Source organism: Acetobacter persici, from assembly GCF_018256955.1.
GTDB lineage: Bacteria > Pseudomonadota > Alphaproteobacteria > Acetobacterales > Acetobacteraceae > Acetobacter > Acetobacter persici.
Map to the genome: position 1 here is coordinate 55,547 of NZ_JAERKU010000016.1, position 19,986 is coordinate 75,532.

Sequence of the window (19,986 nt, forward strand, 5' to 3'; positions counted from 1 at the left end):
CGGTTCCCCGCCCACAGCGTGTGTCTCTACACTTAAGGGGCCAGCGCATCCGGTCAAGATGTGCTGTCTCCACGGACACCCGGCGCATGCGCCTCCAGCAGGGCATCCGGCAGCACGTCTGCCCGTGGACCCTCCGTCCAGACCAGCACACACCGCACCCGCTTATCGGGGTATAACCCCTGCAATAACGCGCGGTAAGCCGCCATCTGACGCAGATACAGCACGGGTGTTGCCGCCACCGTGCGCGGCGTGTGCCGCCCGGTTTTAAAGTCACACACCAGCACCATGTCCGGCAGAACAATCATGCGGTCCACCTGCCCCACAATCACCTGCCCACCTGCCACACCGGCCAGCCGCTGCTCCGCCCGTGCCTGTGGGGAGAACAGCGCCGCCAGATCCGGCAGGGCCAGCACGCCCAGCACCTGCTTTGCCAGTATAGCGGCCTCTTCCGGTTTCAGGCCGCTGGCAGGGCGGGCCAGCCAGCCATGCGCCATCTCTGCCTGTTGTTCCGGCGGATAAGCGGGCAGGTATTGCAACAGCGCATGCACCAGCGTGCCACGCCGGAAGGCCGCCTCCCGCGCTGCGGCAGGGGTCACGCTTGCCACATCCAGCGGGGAGCGAACGGGCGGCAAAGGCCCCAGCATGGCATCATCCGGGCGGCTGGGGGCCAGAGGCCGGGCCAGTGGTGCGTCCGCCACCGGCGGCACCCCCTGCCATGCGGGCGCACGCCCCAGCCACACAGGCAGGACGGCCTTCACTGCATGACCCTCTGCCTGACCTGCCGCCTCAGACGGAGCGGCAGAAAGGGTGCTCTGGCTTTCCTTCTGCGCACGGGGCCGGGGCTTTTCTTCCAGCACCAGCATCTCGCCGGTCCAGCCGCCCGCATCCCAGTCCTGCGGCACAGCCCCCGCTGCCTCAAATCCTTTGCGGCACCGTTCGTACCAGCTTTCTGGCGGCACCACGCGGCCCGGTTTCCAGCCGCACACCACCAGCCGCTCCGCCGCACGGGTAAGAGCCACATAGAGCAGGCGGTTATATTCCTCGATGGCACTGGCCTGCATCGCCGCGCGCAGCTTTTGCGTGACGCTCACAGCCAAGGCGCCACGCGGCACATAGAGCGGCACGTCCAGCCCGGTTGGCCCGTCCTTGACCCAGAACAGCCGGTCCTCAAACCGGGGGGTGCCCACCGTATCGGGCAGAATGACAAGCCGGGCCTGCAACCCCTTGGCCCCGTGCGCCGTCATGACGCGCACGGCATCGCCCCCGGCTTCAGCCTCACGCTTCACGCTTTCTTCCGAATTACGGAGCCAGTGCAGAAACCCCTGCAAAGACGGCGGATGCATGTCCTGATAGCGCAGGGCGGCCGAGAGCAGTTCATCTATCGATTCGGCGGCTTCCGGCCCCAGCCGCGCCAGCAGGCGCGCCCGGCCGCCGGAACGGCCCAGTGCTTCGGACAGCAGTTCATGCGGCGTCAGATAATCCACACGCCGGAACAGTCCATCCAGCATCTGCCAGGCCTGTGCCCAGTCCGGCCGCTCAGCATGATGCACCCGCAAAGCGGACCAGAGCGGCTCCCCCCTGCCGCGCCCGGTTGCCAGAGCCATCAGACTTTCATCCGACACCCCACCCAGAGGGGAAGTAAGCACGCAGGCGAGCGTCAGATCATCCTGCGGCAGCAGCAGCGCGCCGCACAGCGCCATGAGATCCTGCACGGCCAGCTGGTCCGCCAGCCCCGTTCGCACCAAGGTTGCAACCGGCACGTTCTCCGTTTTCAGAGCCCGGATGAGCGCTGTGACAAAAGAGGACCGGCGCGGCACCAGCACCAGAACGTCCCCCGGCGTCAGCGGCGCAGTGCCCTCTTCCGGTGGGGTCGTGATCTTCTGCGCTATAAAACGGGCGAGGGTGTCAGCCAGTTTCTGCTGCGGGTTCTGGCGGGTGGTGTTGGCCGTTGGCGGCTCCCACGGGCTAAGCGTGTCTTCCTCATCCATCTGGGCTTCAGCCAGCGGCCAGAGTTCCACTCGGCCGCCTTCACCGGGTCGGGCGGTCAGATGCTGCATGGCCCGGCCATCTTCTTCCGCCACGCCCCGCGCGGCATCCGGCACGGAAAAAACCGCATCCACCAGCGCCAGAACAGGGGCGGTGGACCGGAAAGACACCGTCAGGTCCGGTTCCTGCCAGGGCAAGGATGCAAAAGCGGCACGGCTTTTAAATTCCCGCCGCCATGTTCTGAAAGAATCCGGGTCTGCGCCCTGAAAGCCGTAAATGGACTGTTTATAATCTCCCACCGCAAAAACAGTGCGTGGGCCCTGCTCCCGCGTGTGCGTTCCATCCCCTGCGAAAAACTCCGCTGTCAGATCGCCCGCAATGCGCCACTGCTCGCGTGAGGTATCCTGCACTTCATCCAGCAGCAGGTGGTCAATCCCGCCATCCAGCTTATACAGCACCCACGCAGCCCCGGGCTGTTGCAAAAGCCCGAGTGTGCGGCGGATAAGGTCATCATACTCTACCAGACCCTTCTGGCTTTTCCGGGTCTCATAAAGTGCCGCGACCGGTGCAGCAGTTTTTAAAAGTGCAAGCCCAAGCCGCGCCAGACGCCTGCCGCGCAACGCTTCTTCCACCGCCAGAATACGCTCCGCCTCCCGCTCCAGTGCGGTTGCGAGATCTCCATAGTCATTCGCGAGTTTTGTTGTAATCAGGCCTCGCTTGCGCGGCTTTCCGTCTTTTGTCAGCAACCCGTTGCGCCAGACATCCCACTGGCGCGCCCGCTCTGCGGGTGGAAGAGCCAGCCAGTCCAGCAGGCGATACGCCGTGGCTTTAACGGCCTCTGTTCCTTTACTCACCAGTGTAGGAAGAGAATCCCGTAAATACTCCTCACCCGGAAAATCCGTGCAGGCATCATGTATCTGTTCGGACTCAGACCCTTTCAAAGCGTCCTGTGGCAGACCCAGCACGCGGCACAGGACCGTTGGCAACAATGCAGGCAGCGCAAGTATGCGTTCCCGAATGGCTTCGCCCCGTGAATCATGCCGGAGCGTGCCAACCAGACTGACAAAATCCGCCAGCCCGATCTGGCCCGCCAGCGGGGCAATGCTCTGTGTGGCGCTGTTCCCCAGAACAGTCTCCACACATCCTTGCAGAGCCAGACGCGCATCCGTTTCTTCCATCACGGTGAAATGCGGGTTCATGGCTGCTTCCAGCGGGAAGCGCCGCAGGAGGGACTGACAGAAGGCGTGAATGGTGCCAATCCGCATTCCACCCGGCAAATCCAGCACTTCTGCAAACAGGGCACGGGCGCGGCGGCGCGTTTCCACTGTGCAGGGCACAGACAAAGCCTGTAATTCCGCATTCAGCGCATCATCCGGCAACGTCACCCAGCGGCCAAGGCGCTTCTGGAGCCGGATGGCCATTTCCGCCGCAGCCGCCTTGGTAAAGGTCAGGCATAAAATCCGGGCTGGTGGACTGCCGGGCAGCCCGTCTCCCCCTGCCGGATTGGGGCGCGGGAGCATCAGCCGCAGCAGGCGATCAATCAGCAGTTTGGTTTTTCCGCTCCCGGCGGAGGCCGAAACAAAAACTGACGCCATCGGGTCAGACGCCAGCGCCTGCTGATAGTTGGCCTGCTGAATAGCTTCAGAAAATTCCTGAGAAACTGAAAGAGTTTTCTGGCCGCTCATGCGTCATCCTCCACCCGTGCGGTGTTCCATTCCGGCACACGGGCCAGACGCGCATAATCCGCAAAACGCGGCTCCCGGCCGGGATGCGGGTGAGACAGATAAGGCTGCTCCGGATGATCATAAGCGCTGACGCGCTGGCGCAGGCTCTCCCATGTCTGCTCGGCCAGCGCCGTGAGCGAGGCCTCGGCTTCCGGCTTCACCGCGACTTCCTCCCCCGGTTCAGCCCCGCCGGTCAGCCGCCAGTACACCAGTCCGGCAATCTCGGCAGTGCCGGGCAGGCCGGAAAAACCACCTCGCAAAAGCATTGCAGCTTCCAGCGGTAATTGCGGACTCCACCCCGACTGCACATCCCGCACGGACGGCAACGTGCCGGTTTTATAATCGCGCACAATCACCCGGCCTTCGGCATCATAATCAATCCGGTCCGCCCGCCCGACCAGCCGGAACGCCCCGCCCGGCATATCCGGAATCTCCACGCGCCCGCGTGCTTCCGTACGGATGCTTGCAGGAGCACCCGCGCCTGCACGCAAGGCGTCCTCCGCCTGCGCAACCCATGAAGCAATCCGCATCAGGCGTGGTTCCCACCATGCCTGCAAGGCTGGCCTCAAAGCGCGTTTGTGCAACGCCCCACGGAACGCCTCTTGTAACCCGGCCTCTGCCTGCGCGGGCCATGTGATGCCGTGCGTGCGGAACCAGTCCTCCAGCGCATCATGCACAATCATCCCGTAATCCGAGGCATCCGCCGCTTCCTCAAGCTCCGGCAAGGGCTGAAGCTTCAGGATATGGCGGGCATAAATGGCATACGGGTCGCGCATCCATGTCTCAATTTCCGTCACACTCAGCCGGCGCGGGCGCAGCGCCACAGGCGGCACAGGCCGGGGCGGCGCCACGGGGCTTGCCGGGCCGTCCGGCCTGTCCAGCATCTGCAACCAGCCCAGTGCCGGGTGCGGCGGCACCGCCATGCCGCGCCCGGACAAAAACGCATCCAGCCGGGAAATCCAGCGGGCTGGCACAACCGGCGCACCATCCCGACGCCGGGGGCAGGACAGCACGACCTCCCCCGCCGCAGCCGCGCAGGCAAAAAAGTCATGCGCCGCCTGCCCGACGGCCTGTTCTGGGGATGGCAGGCCCACGCGCTGCCGCATCGGGCGGCTCATCCATGGCCCGGCATCCGCCGCAGGGGGCCAGATATTTTCTGCAAGACCACCCAGAACCACGACATCCGCTGTCTGCAACCGGGCCTCGAACAACCCCCAGATCAGCACACGCGGATGCAGCGCCGCATGGTCCACGCCACGCCGCACCGCCACGCGGTCTTCCGCCAGAACGGCGCTCAGCAATCCATCCAGCACGGCAGGCGGCTGGGGTGGCAGCACATCCGCCGCCATCATCAGTTCCGTCAGACGGCCCGCCAGAAGATTGCCTTCCTCTCCGCTCCAGAGCCGTTTTGCTGCGTCCTCATCTTCTGTTTTTACAAGACGTTCAACAGCCTGAATGAGGGCTGCCAGCAGATCCGGCACGGGTTCCCGATAGCTGAAATCCGGCACTGGCCCCGTAGCAACTCTCTCCGGGCCAGCACTGGTCGCTCTGGTATCCCACGGCAAAACGGGTGCCAGACAAAATTCCAGACGGTCCATAAAGCTTTCCAGAGGCTCAGGCCCATAAGGACGGTCCGCCTCCGCGCCATTTTGGGCACGCTCAAGCGCATAATCATCCTGTGCCTGTTCAGCCAGAACAGCTGTAACCGCCGACCGCAGCGCCGCAAATCCGGGCGGCGGGGCCGGACCACGCAGCACCGTGCGCTCCAGCAGACGGGCCGAGGCACGGCACACACCCATGGAAACACCACAGGCGACCAGAGGATGTTTGAGAACCGACAGAACCGAAACCGGGGAAAACCTGCTCTCGATCATCTGCGCCACAAGCCGCAGCAACACAGCGCCCGGCGTTTCAATGAGAGAAGCCCCGGCACTATCATCCGCCAGCACCCCCCAGCGCGCCAGCTCCGTTGCCACACGCGCCGCCAGAGCGCGGTCTGGCGTGACAAGCGCCACCCGCTTTGCGGGCGTTTCCACCACGTTACGTAAAATCATTGCTATGGCAACGGCTTCTTCCTGCTGGTCTGCCGCGTCCAGCCGGGAGGCATGCGCCAGATCAACCGGACCGGGTTGTGCCCAGTTTTCCAGCGCGGAAGCAGGCAGCAGCGCGCGGGAAAGCACGTGCGTCCGCGCCGGGAAACCTCCGTCTCCCTCCCAGAGTTCCGCATCCCCGCGCACCACATCAAGTGCAGCCAGAAGATGGCTCAGCCCGGCCTGCGGGTGGCTGTCTGGTAAATCCCGGAACGTCTCTTCCGGCATTTCCAGATCGAGACCGGGCACAATAACACGCCCCCCCGGACACGCCAGAACGGCTCGCAGGGCGTCCGCTGTCGCGGGCATGATATTGGTAAACCCGGCTGCCCAGATACGGGTTGTCTCGCCTCTCTCAGCCTGATCCCGCCAGAGGCGGGCCTGCGCGCGAAGCAGCGTGACCTGCCGCGCTACCGGATTCATCACCTGCTGGCTTGCCAGCCATTCCGGCCAGGCCTGTGTGACAATCTCCAGAAACTTCAGGATAACCTGCCAGTGCTCGGCAAAACTCTCCTGCACAGCTTCCGGAAGACGGGTTGCCAGATCAACATCCGCCCATTCCGCCTCATCCATCAGCTCCGCAAGGGCTTTTGCCAGAGGCCACGCCTGATCCAGCGTTGGCCGGGTGCCAAAAGCACCTTCCGCCTGCAGGACAAGCCGGGTGAGCACCGCAAGGCGCGTCATGCCTGCCACAGCCGGGGGCAGATCAAACCCGGCCGTGCCGCCAAGATCTGCGGAGAGGCCAAGCTCGGCTTCATCCAGTGCGCTGACAGGCAGAATACGGGGCAGCAGCATGGCGCGGCCATCCATCTGCCGCAGGAACGCTTCCGTCAGACCGCGCGCGGCACGTCGGCCGGGCAGAATGATTGTCCCCTCTCCCACCGCTTCCGGGTGGTAGCCAGCGGCTGCAAGCCACCGTGCAGCCAGCTGGTCGAGAAACGGCAGATGGGCCGGGATTGTTGCAAGGCTCATGCGCGCCGCTCCCTAACCTGCCGCGAGGGCAGACAGCGCCCCACCATCCAGCCTGTCCGCCCAGCCTTGCAGACGGACAGTCCGCACGCCCTCAGCACTTACAGTGAAAGCAAGATGCAGCGCGTCAGACGGCGTCAGATCTTCCAGACGCTCCGGCCACTCCACCAGCACCACACCCTCACGCGCATCATCCCAGCCCAGTTCTTCCAGTTCATCCGGGCCACCCAGACGCCACAGATCAAAATGTGAGGCGGTGCAGGCCGCCGCCTGATAGGTTTGCACAAGAGTATAAGTCGGGCTCGGCACATCCAGCGTCGCGTTTCCACAAAAGCAACGCAGAAAAGCACGGGCAAAGACGCTTTTCCCGGCCCCTAATGGCCCCGTGAGTAAAAGGGCATCACCCGGTTGCGCCTGAAGAGCCAGACTCTGCGCCAGTTGCTCGGTCGCCTGCTCATTTTTCAGAATTATCTGTGTGTCTACCATCCCGCCCTCTGCACAAACCGGCCTTCCTGTCCTCACATATTCCAAAGAATCCGGAAAGGTCCGATTAGCCGCGTCACGAGCCATGCAAATGAATAAAAGCTGAATTTATTAATATTTTTAATTTTTAACTCTTATTTATGTTTTTTATTTTTGGATAACCCCTAAAACAGGATGTTCGTATGGTATTTTTTAAGAATTAGCACGATTTCTTGAATAAAATAAAAAGTTTATCAAAAATACACTCATTTTTATTTTTAGAGAATTCTTACAGTATACGGTATTTTTCTCAGACAGAGTTTTTCCACGAGTACTTTTTAATCATAAAGAATAATAATTTCTATTGTGTTATTACATTTTTATTTTGTTATAACACACTCCATTTCTGATTTTATTTCTATAATATCCATTTAATAAATATTTTTATTTTCTCGTTTTACTTTTAATAAGCTCTCTGAATACTATTTCCTATACTGTCTCATTTTTACGAACAACGATATTTTTTGTTTATTTTCATAAAAAATTTATCTCTTCCGGGTAACAAATTAGAAAGCAATCGCAACCAACCTCAACCTTCGATTGTTTTTCTAGAGACCGACAAACATGCGCTGGTTGCATACCTACCAATCAACTCAACGAAATAAGATAAATTTCTGTTTATCTCTGTAGAAAAACACGTAAAAATAGATTTATTGTTCATAAATACAACCTTAAGGTGTGCTGCGCTTTCTGTGGGGGAGAACCCAATGCGTATCCTGTTCGCTGAAGATGAAGCGACGTCTGCCCGTCAGCTTTTACCAACACTCAAAAAAGCAGGTCTTTCCGTAGATCTGGCGCGTTCTGGCAGAAATGCGATTGAGATGCTGAGGAACTATGATTACGGAATAGCTGTGGTTGACCTCAGCCTGCCCGATATGGATGGCTACAACGTTATTAATTCTTTACGATTATTGAACGTCTCCACACCGATCATCATTCTTTCTTCTCTCGATCAGCCTGAAGCAAAAATTCGGGCTTTTTCCATCGGGGCGGATGATTATCTGACGAAACCCATCAATCCTGCGGAACTCGTAGCCCGCATCCGCGCAATTCTCCGCCGCTCCAGCGGATTTGCCCACCCTGTGACACAGGTGGGGGATCTTAAAATGGATCTGAACAGCCACACTGTGACCGTGAATGACCAGCCGGTGCATCTGACCGGCAAGGAATTTTCAATCCTTGAACTTCTGATCCTGCGGAAAGGAGTTGCACAGACCAAGGAGACATTCCTGAACCACCTCTATGGCGGAAGAGACGAGCCTGATATTAAGATTATTGACGTTTTTATCTGCAAACTTCGGAAAAAATTGCAGGCAGCCGGAGCTGATAATCTGATTTCTACCGTGTGGGGCAGAGGGTATATTCTGCACGACCCCAAAACCAGAAAACTGTCTATTCCGACTGGCCCGATTATTCCGATGCCTTCTGCCTTTTCGCAGGAGCATCTTCTGCCCGCCGGAGATTAGTCGTTTAGAAATATCCTGATCATATCAGAGTATTTTATACCATGCATGCGCATGCCAGAGTGGACCTGCCCCAGCACCAAATCCCGGTGCTGTCAGGATAGCCTGCCGCACGTAAAGACGGGCGTTTTCAACCGCCCGGCGCAGCGGGAGCTTCTGCGCCAGTCCGGTGGTCAGTGCGCTGGCCAGCGTACAGCCCGTGCCATGCGTATGGCGCGTCGTGATCCGGGTATCGCTAAACTCTGTAAAACCGTCTTCGTCCAGCAGAACATCCACCAGCATATCGCCTGATAAATGCCCCCCTTTTACCAGAACGGCAGCCCCGCTCATCTCCCGTAAAACGCGGGCGGCCTGCCGCATGTCCTCAACAGATAAGAGGCTCATGCCCGTCAGCTTTTCCGCTTCCGGCAGGTTTGGTGTCAGCACTGTGGCCTGCGGGAAAAGCTGCATTTTCAGGCAGGATAAAGCCTCTTCCGCCAGAAGACTGGCCCCGCCCTTTGCCACCATCACCGGGTCTATAACAACCGGCAATCCGGGAATAATCTGGCGATAGCGGACAATTTCTTCAGAAACACACTGGATTTCGGCAGCGCCACCCAGCATGCCGGTCTTGATGGCATCTGCCCCAAGATCATCCAGCACGCACCGAATCTGCATGCGCAAAAACTCCGGGGGGACGGGCAGAATCGCCTGCACGCCTTGCGTGTTTTGTGCCGTGAGAGCCGTCAGCGCCGTCAGCGCATAGCCACCCAGAGCCGTTATTGTCTTAATATCAGCCTGAATCCCCGCGCCACCACCAGAATCACTTCCGGCAATTGCCAGAATGCGTGCGGGGTTTTTCTGTTCAGCTACCATCACGCACTCCAGCCTCTTCCCGATTATGCCGGAACGCTCACAGCCTCAAGGGCGGCACACATCTGGTTGACAGCCTCATCCACCAGTGCGGCATCTTCCGCTTCCGCCATCACGCGCACAAGCGGTTCAGTCCCGCTTTTACGCAAAAGAAGGCGGCCCCGGCCCTCAAGCATCTGCTCCACATCCTTCTGTCTGGCCTGTACAGCGTCCGCCTCCAACGGGCTTACACCACTAAAACGCACATTTTTCAGCTTTTGCGGAAAGGGTTTGAAAAGGCGACAGACCTCACTAGCCGGGCGGCCATCTTCCACCAGCACTGCCAAAATTTGCAAGGCAGCGATCAGACCGTCTCCGGTGGTTGCAAAATCTGTCAGCACCATATGGCCGGACTGCTCTCCGCCCACATTACTGCCCAGTTCCCGCATCCGTTCCACGACGTAACGATCCCCCACAGAAGTCCGTTCCAGCCCGACATCCAGCGTATTCAGAAAGCGTTCCAGCCCCATGTTGGACATAACAGTCGCCACCACTGACTGCCCGACCAGTCGCCCTTCCCGCGCCCAGGACTGTGCGATGAGTGCCAAAATCTGGTCCCCGTCAATCAGGCGGCCGGTTTCATCCGCAATCAGAACGCGGTCTGCATCACCATCCAGCGCAATACCCAGATGTGCGCCATGCTGCACAACCGCCTGACAGAGAGCCTCCGGGTGTGTGGAACCACACTGGTCATTGATATTCACACCATCCGGCGTGCAGCCAATGCGAATGACTTCCGCCCCCAGTTCCCACAAGGCTGTCGGCGCCACGCGATAGGCGGACCCGTTTGCGCAATCAATGACAATTTTCATGCCATCCAGCCGCAATTTACGCGGGAAGGACGCCTTGGCACTTTCCACATACCGGCCCGCGGCATCATTCAGGCGGGACGCCCGGCCAATTTCACGCGGCGCGGCAAGCCGACCAGTCAGGTCCGCCAGCATCAGGTTTTCAATATCAATTTCATTCTGGTCAGACAGTTTGAACCCATCCGGACCGAACAGCTTGATCCCGTTATCCTCAAACGGGTTGTGCGAGGCGGAAATCATAACGCCAAGGTCAGCCCGCAAAGAGCGCGTCAGCATCGCAATCGCCGGTGTCGGCAACGGGCCGACCAGTGTGACGTCCATCCCGGCGGAGAGAAAGCCTGCAACCAGAGCACTCTCAATCATGTAGCCGGAAAGCCGGGTATCCTTGCCCAGAAGGACGCTGTGCCGGTGTTCACCACGGGTAAAATGCAGGCCCGCAGCCTGCCCCAGCTTCTGGGCGATATCGACCGTCATCGGCGCGCTGTTGGCTGTCCCGCGAATGCCATCTGTCCCAAAAAGACGTCTCATCTGCCTCGTCCAATCTTATTGTGTGGCGTCTGCGCCCGGACAGGCGGCATGACCTACGCAGCCATGCCGTGCGGACGCACCTTTATTTCCTCTTCCCTAAAACGCTTTTTGTCGGGAAGAAACCATAAGGCTTCAAAACAAACGTCTTTTTTCAGACGGTATGGACCTGCTGCCAGACACGGAGCGCCTGCACCATCCCCTCCACAGCATGAACACGCAGCACGCTCTGCCCGAGCGGTAATGCCTCCAGAGAGGCCGCCTGCGTCCCGGCATCACGCCCGGCAGGGTCCTGCACGCCCGTCACATCACCAATCATCCGTTTCCGGGACAGGCCCAGAACCACACGGCAGCCGAGGTTGGCCAGGAGCGGCAAGCGGCTGAGCAGGGTCAGATTCTGGTCCGTATTTTTTGCAAACCCCAGACCGAGGTCCACACTCAGCCGCTCCGGCGCAAGACCTGCCTCTATGGCCGCCGTCAGGCGGGCGCCCAGTTCGCGCACAACATCACACGCCACGTCCTCATACACCGTATGCCGGGCCATGGTGGCCGGTGTGCCGCGCATATGCATGAGCACCACACCACAGCGTTCCCCCGCCAGCAGAGGCAGCGCATCAGGGTCATGCGTCAGAGCGGACACATCATTGATCACGTCCGCGCCTGCCGCCAGCGCCTGTGCCATTACGGTGCTGTTGCGGGTATCAATAGACAGCACGGCCTCCGGCTTCTGCTGCTTCAGCCCCTGCACGACCGGTCCGATCCGCTGCCATTCTTCTTCAGCTGTCACAACGGCCGCACCGGGGCGTGTACTTTCCCCGCCAATGTCCAGAACACCCGCGCCCCCGGCAATCTGCATCAGCCCGGCCTGTACCGCCCGTTCCGCGTCCCGGTGCCGGCCGCCATCACTAAAACTGTCCGGGGTGATATTCAGGATACCCATCACCTGCGGCCCCTCCGGCATCCCCGCAGCGGGTGGCTTTGCGACAAGCCGGGCCAGCACGTCCTGCCACCCTGCGGGCACATCCCCGACCGGCAAAAAACCGCTATGGGTCCTGTCTTCTATCAGGTCCACACAGCTGAATGCGGCAGGGCCACCTGCCAGAGGCAGCGCCAGACCACGCCTCACGGCATCCTGCGCGGCTGTGCCATAGAGCAGCCCTGCGGGCTCTGCCAGACGCCGAAAATCCATTTTTTATCCTCTGCTCAAACGCAAAAGAGGCGGCATTGCTGCCGCCCCTCCTGATTTTTGTCTGTTTCTGGCGTCTGCTGCCTTAACCGGGCTGCGGCACAGGGTTCATCCCGCCGCCTTCGCCGCCCTCAGGCTTGTCACCCAGCTCAGCCAGTTCAGGCCCGGAAACCTGCGGGACGGAAGACCGACGGTTGACCGGCGTGGTGTCATCCGTTTCCACCCGTTCAATCGGCTGGCCACGCATGATCTGGCGGATATCTTCCCCGCTCAGCGTTTCATATTCCAGCAGGGCTTCTGCCAGACGGTGCAGTTCATCCACATGGTCATGCAGGTAATTGCGGGCCTGATCATACGCCTCATCAATCAGACGCTTGATTTCAGAGTCGATTTCCTTGGCCGTATGTTCAGAGAAGTTCTTGGCGGCCCCGCCAAAGAACATGCCGCCACCGCCCTGATCATCATTGGCGTAGGCAATCATGCCAACCTTCTCGCTCATGCCCCATTCGGTCACCATGCTGCGGGCCACGCGGGTCGCCATCTGAATGTCACCCATGGCGCCATTGCAGATATTGTCTTTCCCGTAGACGACTTCCTCCGCAACGCGGCCCCCCATGGCCACAACAAGATGCGCAATGCAGTTCTTCTTGCTCATGGACAGGCGGTCCCCTTCCGGCAGACGCATGACCATCCCCAGCGCGCGACCGCGCGGGATAATCGTCGCCTTATGGATGGGCTCGCTCTCCGGCACCAGAACCGCCGTAATGGCATGCCCGGCCTCATGATACGCGGTGCGCTTCTTTTCCTCTTCATTCATGACGAGGGAACGACGCTCAGCGCCCATCAGGACTTTATCCTTGGCGTCTTCAAACTCCCGCATCGCCACGGTGCGCTTGCCAAGGCGCGCAGCAGCCAGAGCGGCCTCGTTCACCAGATTGGCAAGGTCCGCCCCCGAGAAGCCGGGTGTGCCACGGGCAATAATGCGCGGGTCAACGTCAGAGGCCAGCGGCACCTTGCGCATATGCACACGCAGGATTTTTTCACGCCCCGCCACATCCGGGTTGGACACCACAACCTGACGGTCAAAACGGCCGGGACGCAGCAGAGCCGGGTCCAGCACGTCCGGACGGTTGGTGGCAGCAATCAGGATCACGCCCTCATTGCTTTCAAACCCGTCCATTTCGACCAGCATCTGGTTCAGCGTCTGCTCACGCTCATCATTCCCGCCGCCAAGGCCCGCACCACGATGGCGGCCCACGGCGTCAATTTCGTCAATGAAGATGATGCACGGCGCGGCCTTCTTGCCCTGCTCGAACATGTCACGCACGCGGGACGCACCAACACCGACAAACATTTCCACAAAGTCAGACCCGGAAATGGTGAAGAACGGCACATTGGCCTCACCCGCGATGGCACGCGCCAGCAGGGTCTTACCTGTGCCCGGAGGCCCGACCAGCAGGACGCCCTTGGGGATTTTGCCGCCCAGACGGGTAAATTTCTGCGGGTCTTTCAGGAAGTCGACAATTTCCTGAAGCTCACCCTTGGCTTCATCAATACCCGCAACATCTTCAAAGGTCACACGGCCCTGCTTTTCCGTCAGCATCTTGGCGCGGGACTTGCCAAAGCCCATAGCGCCCCGGCCACCGCCGCCCTGCATCTGGCGCATCATGAACAGCCAGATCCCCACCATCAGGATGATCGGCAGCGCGTTCAGGAAGTAGCGCAGCAGCGGGCTGCCTTCCTGATCCAGCGGTTTGGCCACAACCTCAACACCCTTGCCCGTCAGACGGGAGACAAGGGAGGGGTCCTGCGGCGCAAAGGTTTCAAAAGCCGTGCCATCTGTCAGCGTGCCGGAGACGTTCTGGTTCTGCATCACCACGGACCGGACACGCCCGGTATCCACATCGGTAATGAAGTCAGAATAGGCCAGTTGCTGTGCCGCGTGCTGCGTGTTCCCCGGCTGGAACACATCTACAAGCAACAGCAGCATCACGATAATGCTGACCCAAAGCGCCAAGTTGCGGCCTAAATTGTTCATCTTGCCTGTGTTTCCATACTTATCGAGCGAGAGCGCCGGAGAGCCCCTAATCTGAGCGGCAGACGCCGAAAAATGCAACCTCTGTGCTTACACATGGGGTGCTGAGCGGATATTCCCACCCTTTACAGGACATTTATTATCACATGTCCGGCGCTCTGCCTGCCTTAGCCGCCCTATTCGCCGTCCGGGCAGCCATACACACCGCTGCCCGTAACGGAAACCGGTGGCCGGAACACAAACAGCGCCTCTTTCAGCGCTTCTTCCGCCCACCAGCCCAGATGCGGCACAGCCACGCGCTGCCCGTCCCGCCACAAAGCCGGCAGCGTTGCGCAGAACCGCGCAGGCCAGCCGCCCCGCAGCGTCCGCTCAAGCCCCGGTCCTGCCGCGCCAATCAGCATCCCACCGCCGGACACGGCAGAGGGCAGCCAGCATTCAAACCGGTTATCCCACACTGCCTCCGCCTCCGCCGGAACCGGAGCAGACATGGCAGCCACTTCCCGCACAAGAAACCACTCGGCCCGCCAGCGCACCAGATGCACACCCGCCAGCGTGGCATCCTGTCCGGCTGTGAGCAACCGGGCCACCGCCGCAGGGGGCGGGGGATAGATCAGGCCGCCGACAGCCCGGATCAGGCCAGACAGGATCTCTGCATCGGGCAACTCCGGCCCCAGACACGCCCAGCCTTCAGGCCGGAGACTCACACGGCGCGCAAGACTCTCCGCCCGCGCGGCGTCCCGCTGCATCCGGGCCGTCCCGGCCTCAATCCCGATTTTCCATAAGGTCTGCCGGGTGTCCTGCCCTTGCAGATCGTGCCGCACCCGTACCCGCGTGGCGCGGAGATCCTCATTGGACGGATCATCAACCCAGACAAGGCCAGCCTGCCGCAGGGTATTGCGCAAAGCCTGCCGGGAAAATCCGAGCAACGGCCGGACAAGCCGCACATCCGGCAGCGCCGTCACCCAGCCCATTCCCGCCAGACCGTCCGGGCCGCTGCCAGAATCCTGACGCATCCGGATGGTCTCGACCTGATCATCCGCCTGATGGCCCAGCAGGAGGTCCAGACAGCCAGCCTCGCGGCAGGCCTGCGCCAGAATGGCATAACGCGCCTGTCTGGCACGCTCGGCTATCCCCGGTCCTTTGGTAAGGCCGGAAAGCGTTAAAAGGCGCGCGGCCACGCCCATCGCCTCAAGCCGCTGGACGGTCAGCCGGGCTTCCTCAGCAGACTCGGCCCGCAGCCCATGATCCACCACAAATGCGAGAAGATGTTTCCGCCAGTGCCGGGCCAGCCATGCCAGACACAGGCTATCTCCACCGCCTGAAACGGCCAGACCAACGGGCGGCAGGGCCGGATCATCCGGCAACCACGGCCCAAGCTGGTCTATCCGGGCAAGGAAAGCCGCCGGACGAACCGGCGCGTCAGAAAAAGGATGATCCGGCAAGGTCGTCAATGCTGAAGGCAGGGGGCCGCTGACTGCCCCTTACTGACAGCCTCCGCGGCTGGAATAAATTTCCGCGGCATGAGAGACGCGCTGCGTAGGAGACGGGAATTCCGCCTTCAGCTTTCCAAGCGCCTGACAGGCTGCCTTTTTATCACCCATGGCCAGCAGAGAAGCACTCACCCCCAGCAGAGCATCCGGCGCACGGGCACTTTTGGGGGACTGACGATAAGCATCATAATAGGCCACGGCAGACTGACGGTATTCCTTCTGCCCTGCCAGAGACTGAGCCAGCAGGAACTGCGCATCGACCTTGAACGCACCTTTGGCGTTTTTTAGCGCCTGTTCCGCGTTGTCATGCGCCGTATCATAATCGCGCTTCTGCAAGGCCGCCTTGCCACTGGCCAGCAGCGCATCCGGCGTGGTGGCCGGACGGGATGCGGACGTCGCCGCGGCGGCAGCAGCCCCTGCTCCGGCAGCAGCAGCCGGGGCGGAAGCGGCTGCGCCGCCGCCATTCTGGGCTGCAAACTGGTTATCAGCCATCTGTTTGGCGAGAGCCGCCGTCTTCTGCTGCAAATCGTTGGTCAGCTGGTCAATCTCGCCGCGCATATCACGCTGCTGCTGCTCGAGCGTATTCACCCGGTCCAGCAGCTGGGCAGTCAGATCTCCATTGCCGGAAGAGGAGGACGGTGCCGGTGTGGCAGAAGGCGGCGCAAGCGTGCTGCCGGAAGCCTGCATCTGGCTCATGGACTGTTTGAGCGCCATAATCTGGTTTTGCAGCGCAAGCCCTTCACGGCTGGTCACATCCTGTGCATGCCCCGCCGGGGCAGACGCCACCAGAACGGTTGCAACAGGCAGACACAGGGCCAGAGCACGCCACGGCGCAGCAACAGACGTCATCAACCCGCGTTTCATCAAGACCTCACCCTTTTCTTACAAGCGGGTAAGGATTTCATCATTCCTTCCCGGAAAACAAGACAGGAAATACAAAAACAGGCCGGGTGAAGTTCACCCGACCTGCCCTGTCAGCTCAGACGCGAAATACGCCAGACCTTAGTGAACAGCAGTAATGGCGTTACGGTTCTGGGCCCATGCGCTTTCATCATCACCTTCCTGGGTCGGGCGGTCCTTACCGTAGGAGATGGTGGAGATGCGGGAAGACGCAACGCCTTTGGCAACCAGATAATCACGGGCTGCGTTAGCGCGGCGCTGGCCCAGAGCGATGTTGTATTCTTCCGTGCCGCGGTCATCGCAGTTACCGGCGATTTCGACGTTAACCTGCGGGTATTTGGCGAGCCATGCAGCCTGCTTGTCCAGCGTAGCCTGCGCATCGGAGGACAGGCCGCTTTTGTTCAGAGCGAACAGCACGCGGTCACCAGCCGTGGCAACCAGATCTTCTTCGCTGCCGGGAACGGGGCCGCTCGGCTGCATCGCCGTGGAGGCACCGCTGGAGTCACCCGTGTTTGCCTTCTCGTGCGCACAGGCAGAGAGAAGGGCAACCATGCTCAGCGCAGCAATATATTTCAGTCTCATGTGTCGGATCCTGAGAATTAGTTCCTACCCGGAACTATTCGGAGAAAAAAAACAGTTAATGCCTGTATCCCCGCGCATTCCTCTGCTCCCCTCCGAAAACCATCGAAGAGCCGACGAACTGTGGAGACCACCTTGCCGTAAGCCATAGCTCATTCGTCCGGTCAAGCGTGATCTGTTTTTGGCATAGCTGACCCCGTAAAACCGATGCTGAATAGACACAGCAGCCCCTCTGCGGCCCGGTTTTCGTGGAATCTCAGAATTTATCGACAAATTGACGCGCACCGGATTGCAATGCTTCTGCGACGCATTCGCTCCGATTTTTATTCTTCTGCCTTACTTTTGCTTTATTAAGAAAAAAGCGAAAATCATGCTCGTGAAAGACCACATCCTCACTCTTTTTTGTGGTTACTCTGGAACAGCGTCCATTAAAAAACCATAAAGATGCCGTTCAGAACCATCTCAATGGTTGCCGCCCTGCTTTCCGACTCGGGGAAAGTCTTCATTTTCCAGAGACAGCGCGGCCCACAAATACCAATAGTTGTATCCCCTGCGCCGCAAACCTGAAGTGTCAGACCGGAAAGAACAAAATCCGGACCGCTTCTAACACAGAACAACATCTGGCCTCAGCGCAGCCTTTCCCCTTCTTTCAAAAAATCAAAGGCAAGTATTCTTGGAACTGTAAAAAAAAGCCCCGGACTTCCGCCCGGGGCTGCATGCCGTTTTATGACAAAAACAGACTTATCCGTTCAGCGGAGACCATGCCGGGTCAGACGCCTGCCCCGGCGTATGCAGGGCGCGGTCATTAAACCCGGTGATATCCACCATGCCGATTGAAGAGGCGAAGCCCGCGCCCCCTGCTCCGGCACGGCTCTGGCGGCAATAGGCCAGCACACGACCATTGGGGCAGAAGCTCGGGCTTTCCACCGTAAAGCCTTCTGTCATGATGCGCTCACCCGTTCCGTCAGGGTTCATGACACCCAGAGAGAAGCTGCCATTGGCAATACGGGTAAAGGCGATCAGATCCCCGCGCGGAGACCACACGGGAGAGCCATAGGTGCCATGCCCGTAGGAGATGCGCCGGGCCCCGCCACCCGACGCGCTCATGATGTAAAGCTGCGGGCTGCCGCCACGGTCGGAGTTGAACACGATCTGAGAGCCATCCGGGCTGTAGCACGGGCTGGTATCAATCGCGCCGGAAGAGGTGATCTGGCGGCGGGAGCCGGAGCCCAGATCCACCACAAACAGGTCAGACCCGCCATTGCGCGTCACGGACAGCACAACAGAGCGCCCGTCCGGGGCAAAACGCGGCGCGAAGGAAATCCCGGCGAACTCACCCAGAATCTGCTGGCGGCCACTCCCCAGATCAAACAGATACACCCGCGGGCGGTTGTTGGCGTAGGACATGAACGCCACCTGATCCTTCACCGGGCTGAAGCGCGGTGTGAGGGTCAGCCATTTGCCTGCCGTCAGCATGCGGCTGTTCGCACCGTCCTGATCCATAATGGCCAGACGGGTTGCCTGATGCGCCCGTGCGCCGGAGCGGGAGATAAAGGCAATGCGGGTATCGAAATAGCCCTTTTCACCCAGCATCCGTTCGTAAATGACATCGCCCACAATATGCGCAATCCGCCGCCAGTTGGCGGAGGTGGTGGTGTAGGCCGTGCCCTGAATCTGCTGGCTGGTCAGCACATCCCACAGGCGCATTTCCACCCGCACGGACCCGCTGCCTGTAACGCTGCCTGTTACCAGTGCCCGCGCCCCCAGAGATTTGGCGGCTGCAAAATCGGGGCTGCCAGACCCGGCGCCGCCGGGAATAACCTTGAAGAGGCCGGTATTGGTCAGATCGTTCGTCAGCACTTCCGCAATCTGAGCCCCCAGACCGCCGCCAAAATTCGGCAGGATGATGGGGATAGGGGCCGTGCGGGCCTGATCAACCGTAATTTCCGCTTCCGGGGCCGCAGCCGTTGCGGCCATGCCGGGCAGCGGCGTCATCAGCAGGCCACCGGCGGCCACGCTGGCCCCCATCAGTGTGCGGCGCCCGAGGGCCGCAACCAGTGTGTCGGCGTCCTGATCAGAAATAAGCGGTCGTGTACTCGTAAGCATCAGTTTTCCTCCAGGTGGCCTGATCAAGGCCTGAACACAAATTTCAACTGCCGGGTCTGGCCCAGAAGGTTTTTGGGGATAGGCAGCTTGGAACAGGTGGGGCTGAGCACAGCCGCCCGCGCCCGTTCCGCCAGCGCCCGGTATGAGGAGTCTGCATTCATCTGCGCCTGCGTCTGCGGGGCAAACTGTACAATACGGGCCTCACCCGTGGCATCCACCGTCACAATCAGGTGCGCGACAAAAGTGGCATAATTTTTGGCAGCCGTATCTTCCGTATAGCACCGGCGCACAGCCCCGCCGATGGCCTTCTGCTCACCGGCGGAAAGGCTGCGCGTAATATCCCCGTCCGGTGAGCCGCCACCATTGGGCGCGCCCCCCTGCACTGGGTTTGCCTTTGCCTTGGGCGCATGCGTCTGCTTGGTATCAGACCGGAAGGAATCCAGCGTCTCCAGCAGAGAATGCGAATCTTCCTGCGTCTTCTTCGCCTTGTTGGGCTGCGTGATGTGTGACGGCGTTGGCGTATCCGGCAGCGTATCCGTCGGCTCCGTGACCGGAGACGGCGGCGCGACACTCGGCGTCGTCTTGGGTGGCGTGGGCGGAGAAGGCGGCGTTTTCACCACGTCAGGAGACGGTTCCTCCGCTTTGGGCGGCACAGGCGTATCCGGCAGCTTTTCAGCCTCCGGCGCAGGCGGTGGGGGCACGGGCTGGGGC

General features: G+C 60.3%; 13 protein-coding genes. 1 reads left to right on the forward strand and 12 read right to left on the reverse strand.

Features of this window, described 5'->3' with window-relative positions; translation table 11 throughout:
• Positions 1-53: 53 nt before the first annotated feature.
• Genes addA through tsaE form a run of 3 tightly spaced genes read right to left on the reverse strand, consistent with a single transcriptional unit; the run spans position 54 to position 7,255 of the window.
• Positions 54-3,671 carry a double-strand break repair helicase AddA gene (gene addA / locus JK199_RS13860; protein WP_212377042.1) on the reverse strand — a complete coding sequence of 1,206 codons (3,618 nt, stop codon included), beginning with the start codon at positions 3,669-3,671 and terminating at the stop codon, positions 54-56.
• Positions 3,668-6,772, reverse strand: coding sequence for a double-strand break repair protein AddB (addB, locus tag JK199_RS13865; protein ID WP_212377045.1), 3,105 nt, complete (start codon positions 6,770-6,772; stop codon positions 3,668-3,670). Before addB ends, addA begins: the two co-directional genes overlap by 4 nt.
• Before the next feature lie 12 nt (positions 6,773-6,784).
• Entirely contained in the window at positions 6,785-7,255 is a 471-nt protein-coding gene (gene tsaE, locus JK199_RS13870; RefSeq protein WP_212377048.1) for a tRNA (adenosine(37)-N6)-threonylcarbamoyltransferase complex ATPase subunit type 1 TsaE, read from the reverse strand.
• A 743-nt stretch (positions 7,256-7,998) separates the two neighbouring features.
• Here tsaE and JK199_RS13875 point away from each other — a divergent pair.
• Complete coding sequence (locus JK199_RS13875; RefSeq protein ID WP_077930831.1) at positions 7,999-8,757, forward strand: response regulator transcription factor; 759 nt, start codon at positions 7,999-8,001, stop codon at positions 8,755-8,757.
• Positions 8,758-8,781: 24 nt separating this feature from the next.
• On the opposite strand, the gene thiD is transcribed toward JK199_RS13875, so the two are convergent.
• The 9 genes from thiD to JK199_RS13920 form a co-directional block, all read right to left on the reverse strand.
• Positions 8,782-9,609 carry a bifunctional hydroxymethylpyrimidine kinase/phosphomethylpyrimidine kinase gene (thiD, locus tag JK199_RS13880; protein ID WP_212377077.1) on the reverse strand — a complete coding sequence of 276 codons (828 nt, stop codon included), beginning with the start codon at positions 9,607-9,609 and terminating at the stop codon, positions 8,782-8,784.
• 23 nt (positions 9,610-9,632) lie between these two features.
• Positions 9,633-10,982 carry a phosphoglucosamine mutase gene (gene glmM / locus JK199_RS13885; RefSeq protein WP_212377051.1) on the reverse strand — a complete coding sequence of 450 codons (1,350 nt, stop codon included), beginning with the start codon at positions 10,980-10,982 and terminating at the stop codon, positions 9,633-9,635.
• A gap of 151 nt (positions 10,983-11,133) precedes the next feature.
• On the reverse strand, positions 11,134-12,168 hold the full coding sequence (folP, locus tag JK199_RS13890; RefSeq protein WP_212377054.1) for a dihydropteroate synthase: 1,035 nt from the start codon (positions 12,166-12,168) through the stop codon (positions 11,134-11,136).
• 82 nt (positions 12,169-12,250) lie between these two features.
• On the reverse strand, positions 12,251-14,203 hold the full coding sequence (ftsH, locus tag JK199_RS13895; protein WP_212377057.1) for an ATP-dependent zinc metalloprotease FtsH: 1,953 nt from the start codon (positions 14,201-14,203) through the stop codon (positions 12,251-12,253).
• A gap of 173 nt (positions 14,204-14,376) precedes the next feature.
• Complete coding sequence (gene tilS, locus JK199_RS13900) at positions 14,377-15,642, reverse strand: tRNA lysidine(34) synthetase TilS (RefSeq protein WP_244985179.1); 1,266 nt, start codon at positions 15,640-15,642, stop codon at positions 14,377-14,379.
• A 39-nt stretch (positions 15,643-15,681) separates the two neighbouring features.
• The gene (locus JK199_RS13905; RefSeq protein WP_077931754.1) at positions 15,682-16,404 is read right to left on the reverse strand and encodes a tol-pal system YbgF family protein; all 723 of its coding nucleotides are present in this window, start codon (positions 16,402-16,404) and stop codon (positions 15,682-15,684) included.
• Positions 16,405-16,692: 288 nt separating this feature from the next.
• Complete coding sequence (gene pal, locus JK199_RS13910) at positions 16,693-17,172, reverse strand: peptidoglycan-associated lipoprotein Pal (RefSeq protein WP_025829535.1); 480 nt, start codon at positions 17,170-17,172, stop codon at positions 16,693-16,695.
• Between the two features lie 738 nt (positions 17,173-17,910).
• Positions 17,911-19,275 (reverse strand): Tol-Pal system beta propeller repeat protein TolB, encoded by a 1,365-nt coding sequence (gene tolB, locus JK199_RS13915; protein ID WP_025829537.1) that lies wholly within the window; start codon positions 19,273-19,275, stop codon positions 17,911-17,913.
• A 23-nt stretch (positions 19,276-19,298) separates the two neighbouring features.
• Positions 19,299-19,986, reverse strand: a 688-nt coding sequence (locus JK199_RS13920; protein WP_212377063.1) for an energy transducer TonB, incomplete at its 5' end; no start/stop codon positions are given.

What these genes read in the sequence shown, in the direction of transcription:
- addB (WP_212377045.1), bottom strand. Translation starts at nt 6,772, where the DNA reads ATGAGCCTTGCAACAATCCCGGCCCATCTGCCGTTTCTCGACCAGCTG.
- addA (WP_212377042.1), bottom strand. Translation starts at nt 3,671, where the DNA reads ATGAGCGGCCAGAAAACTCTTTCAGTTTCTCAGGAATTTTCTGAAGCT.
- tolB (WP_025829537.1), bottom strand. Translation starts at nt 19,275, where the DNA reads ATGCTTACGAGTACACGACCGCTTATTTCTGATCAGGACGCCGACACA.
- thiD (WP_212377077.1), bottom strand. Translation starts at nt 9,609, where the DNA reads ATGGTAGCTGAACAGAAAAACCCCGCACGCATTCTGGCAATTGCCGGA.
- pal (WP_025829535.1), bottom strand. Translation starts at nt 17,172, where the DNA reads ATGAGACTGAAATATATTGCTGCGCTGAGCATGGTTGCCCTTCTCTCT.
- ftsH (WP_212377057.1), bottom strand. Translation starts at nt 14,203, where the DNA reads ATGAACAATTTAGGCCGCAACTTGGCGCTTTGGGTCAGCATTATCGTG.
- folP (WP_212377054.1), bottom strand. Translation starts at nt 12,168, where the DNA reads ATGGATTTTCGGCGTCTGGCAGAGCCCGCAGGGCTGCTCTATGGCACA.
- glmM (WP_212377051.1), bottom strand. Translation starts at nt 10,982, where the DNA reads ATGAGACGTCTTTTTGGGACAGATGGCATTCGCGGGACAGCCAACAGC.
- tsaE (WP_212377048.1), bottom strand. Translation starts at nt 7,255, where the DNA reads ATGGTAGACACACAGATAATTCTGAAAAATGAGCAGGCGACCGAGCAA.
- JK199_RS13905 (WP_077931754.1), bottom strand. Translation starts at nt 16,404, where the DNA reads ATGGCGCTCAAACAGTCCATGAGCCAGATGCAGGCTTCCGGCAGCACG.
- JK199_RS13875 (WP_077930831.1), top strand. Translation starts at nt 7,999, where the DNA reads ATGCGTATCCTGTTCGCTGAAGATGAAGCGACGTCTGCCCGTCAGCTT.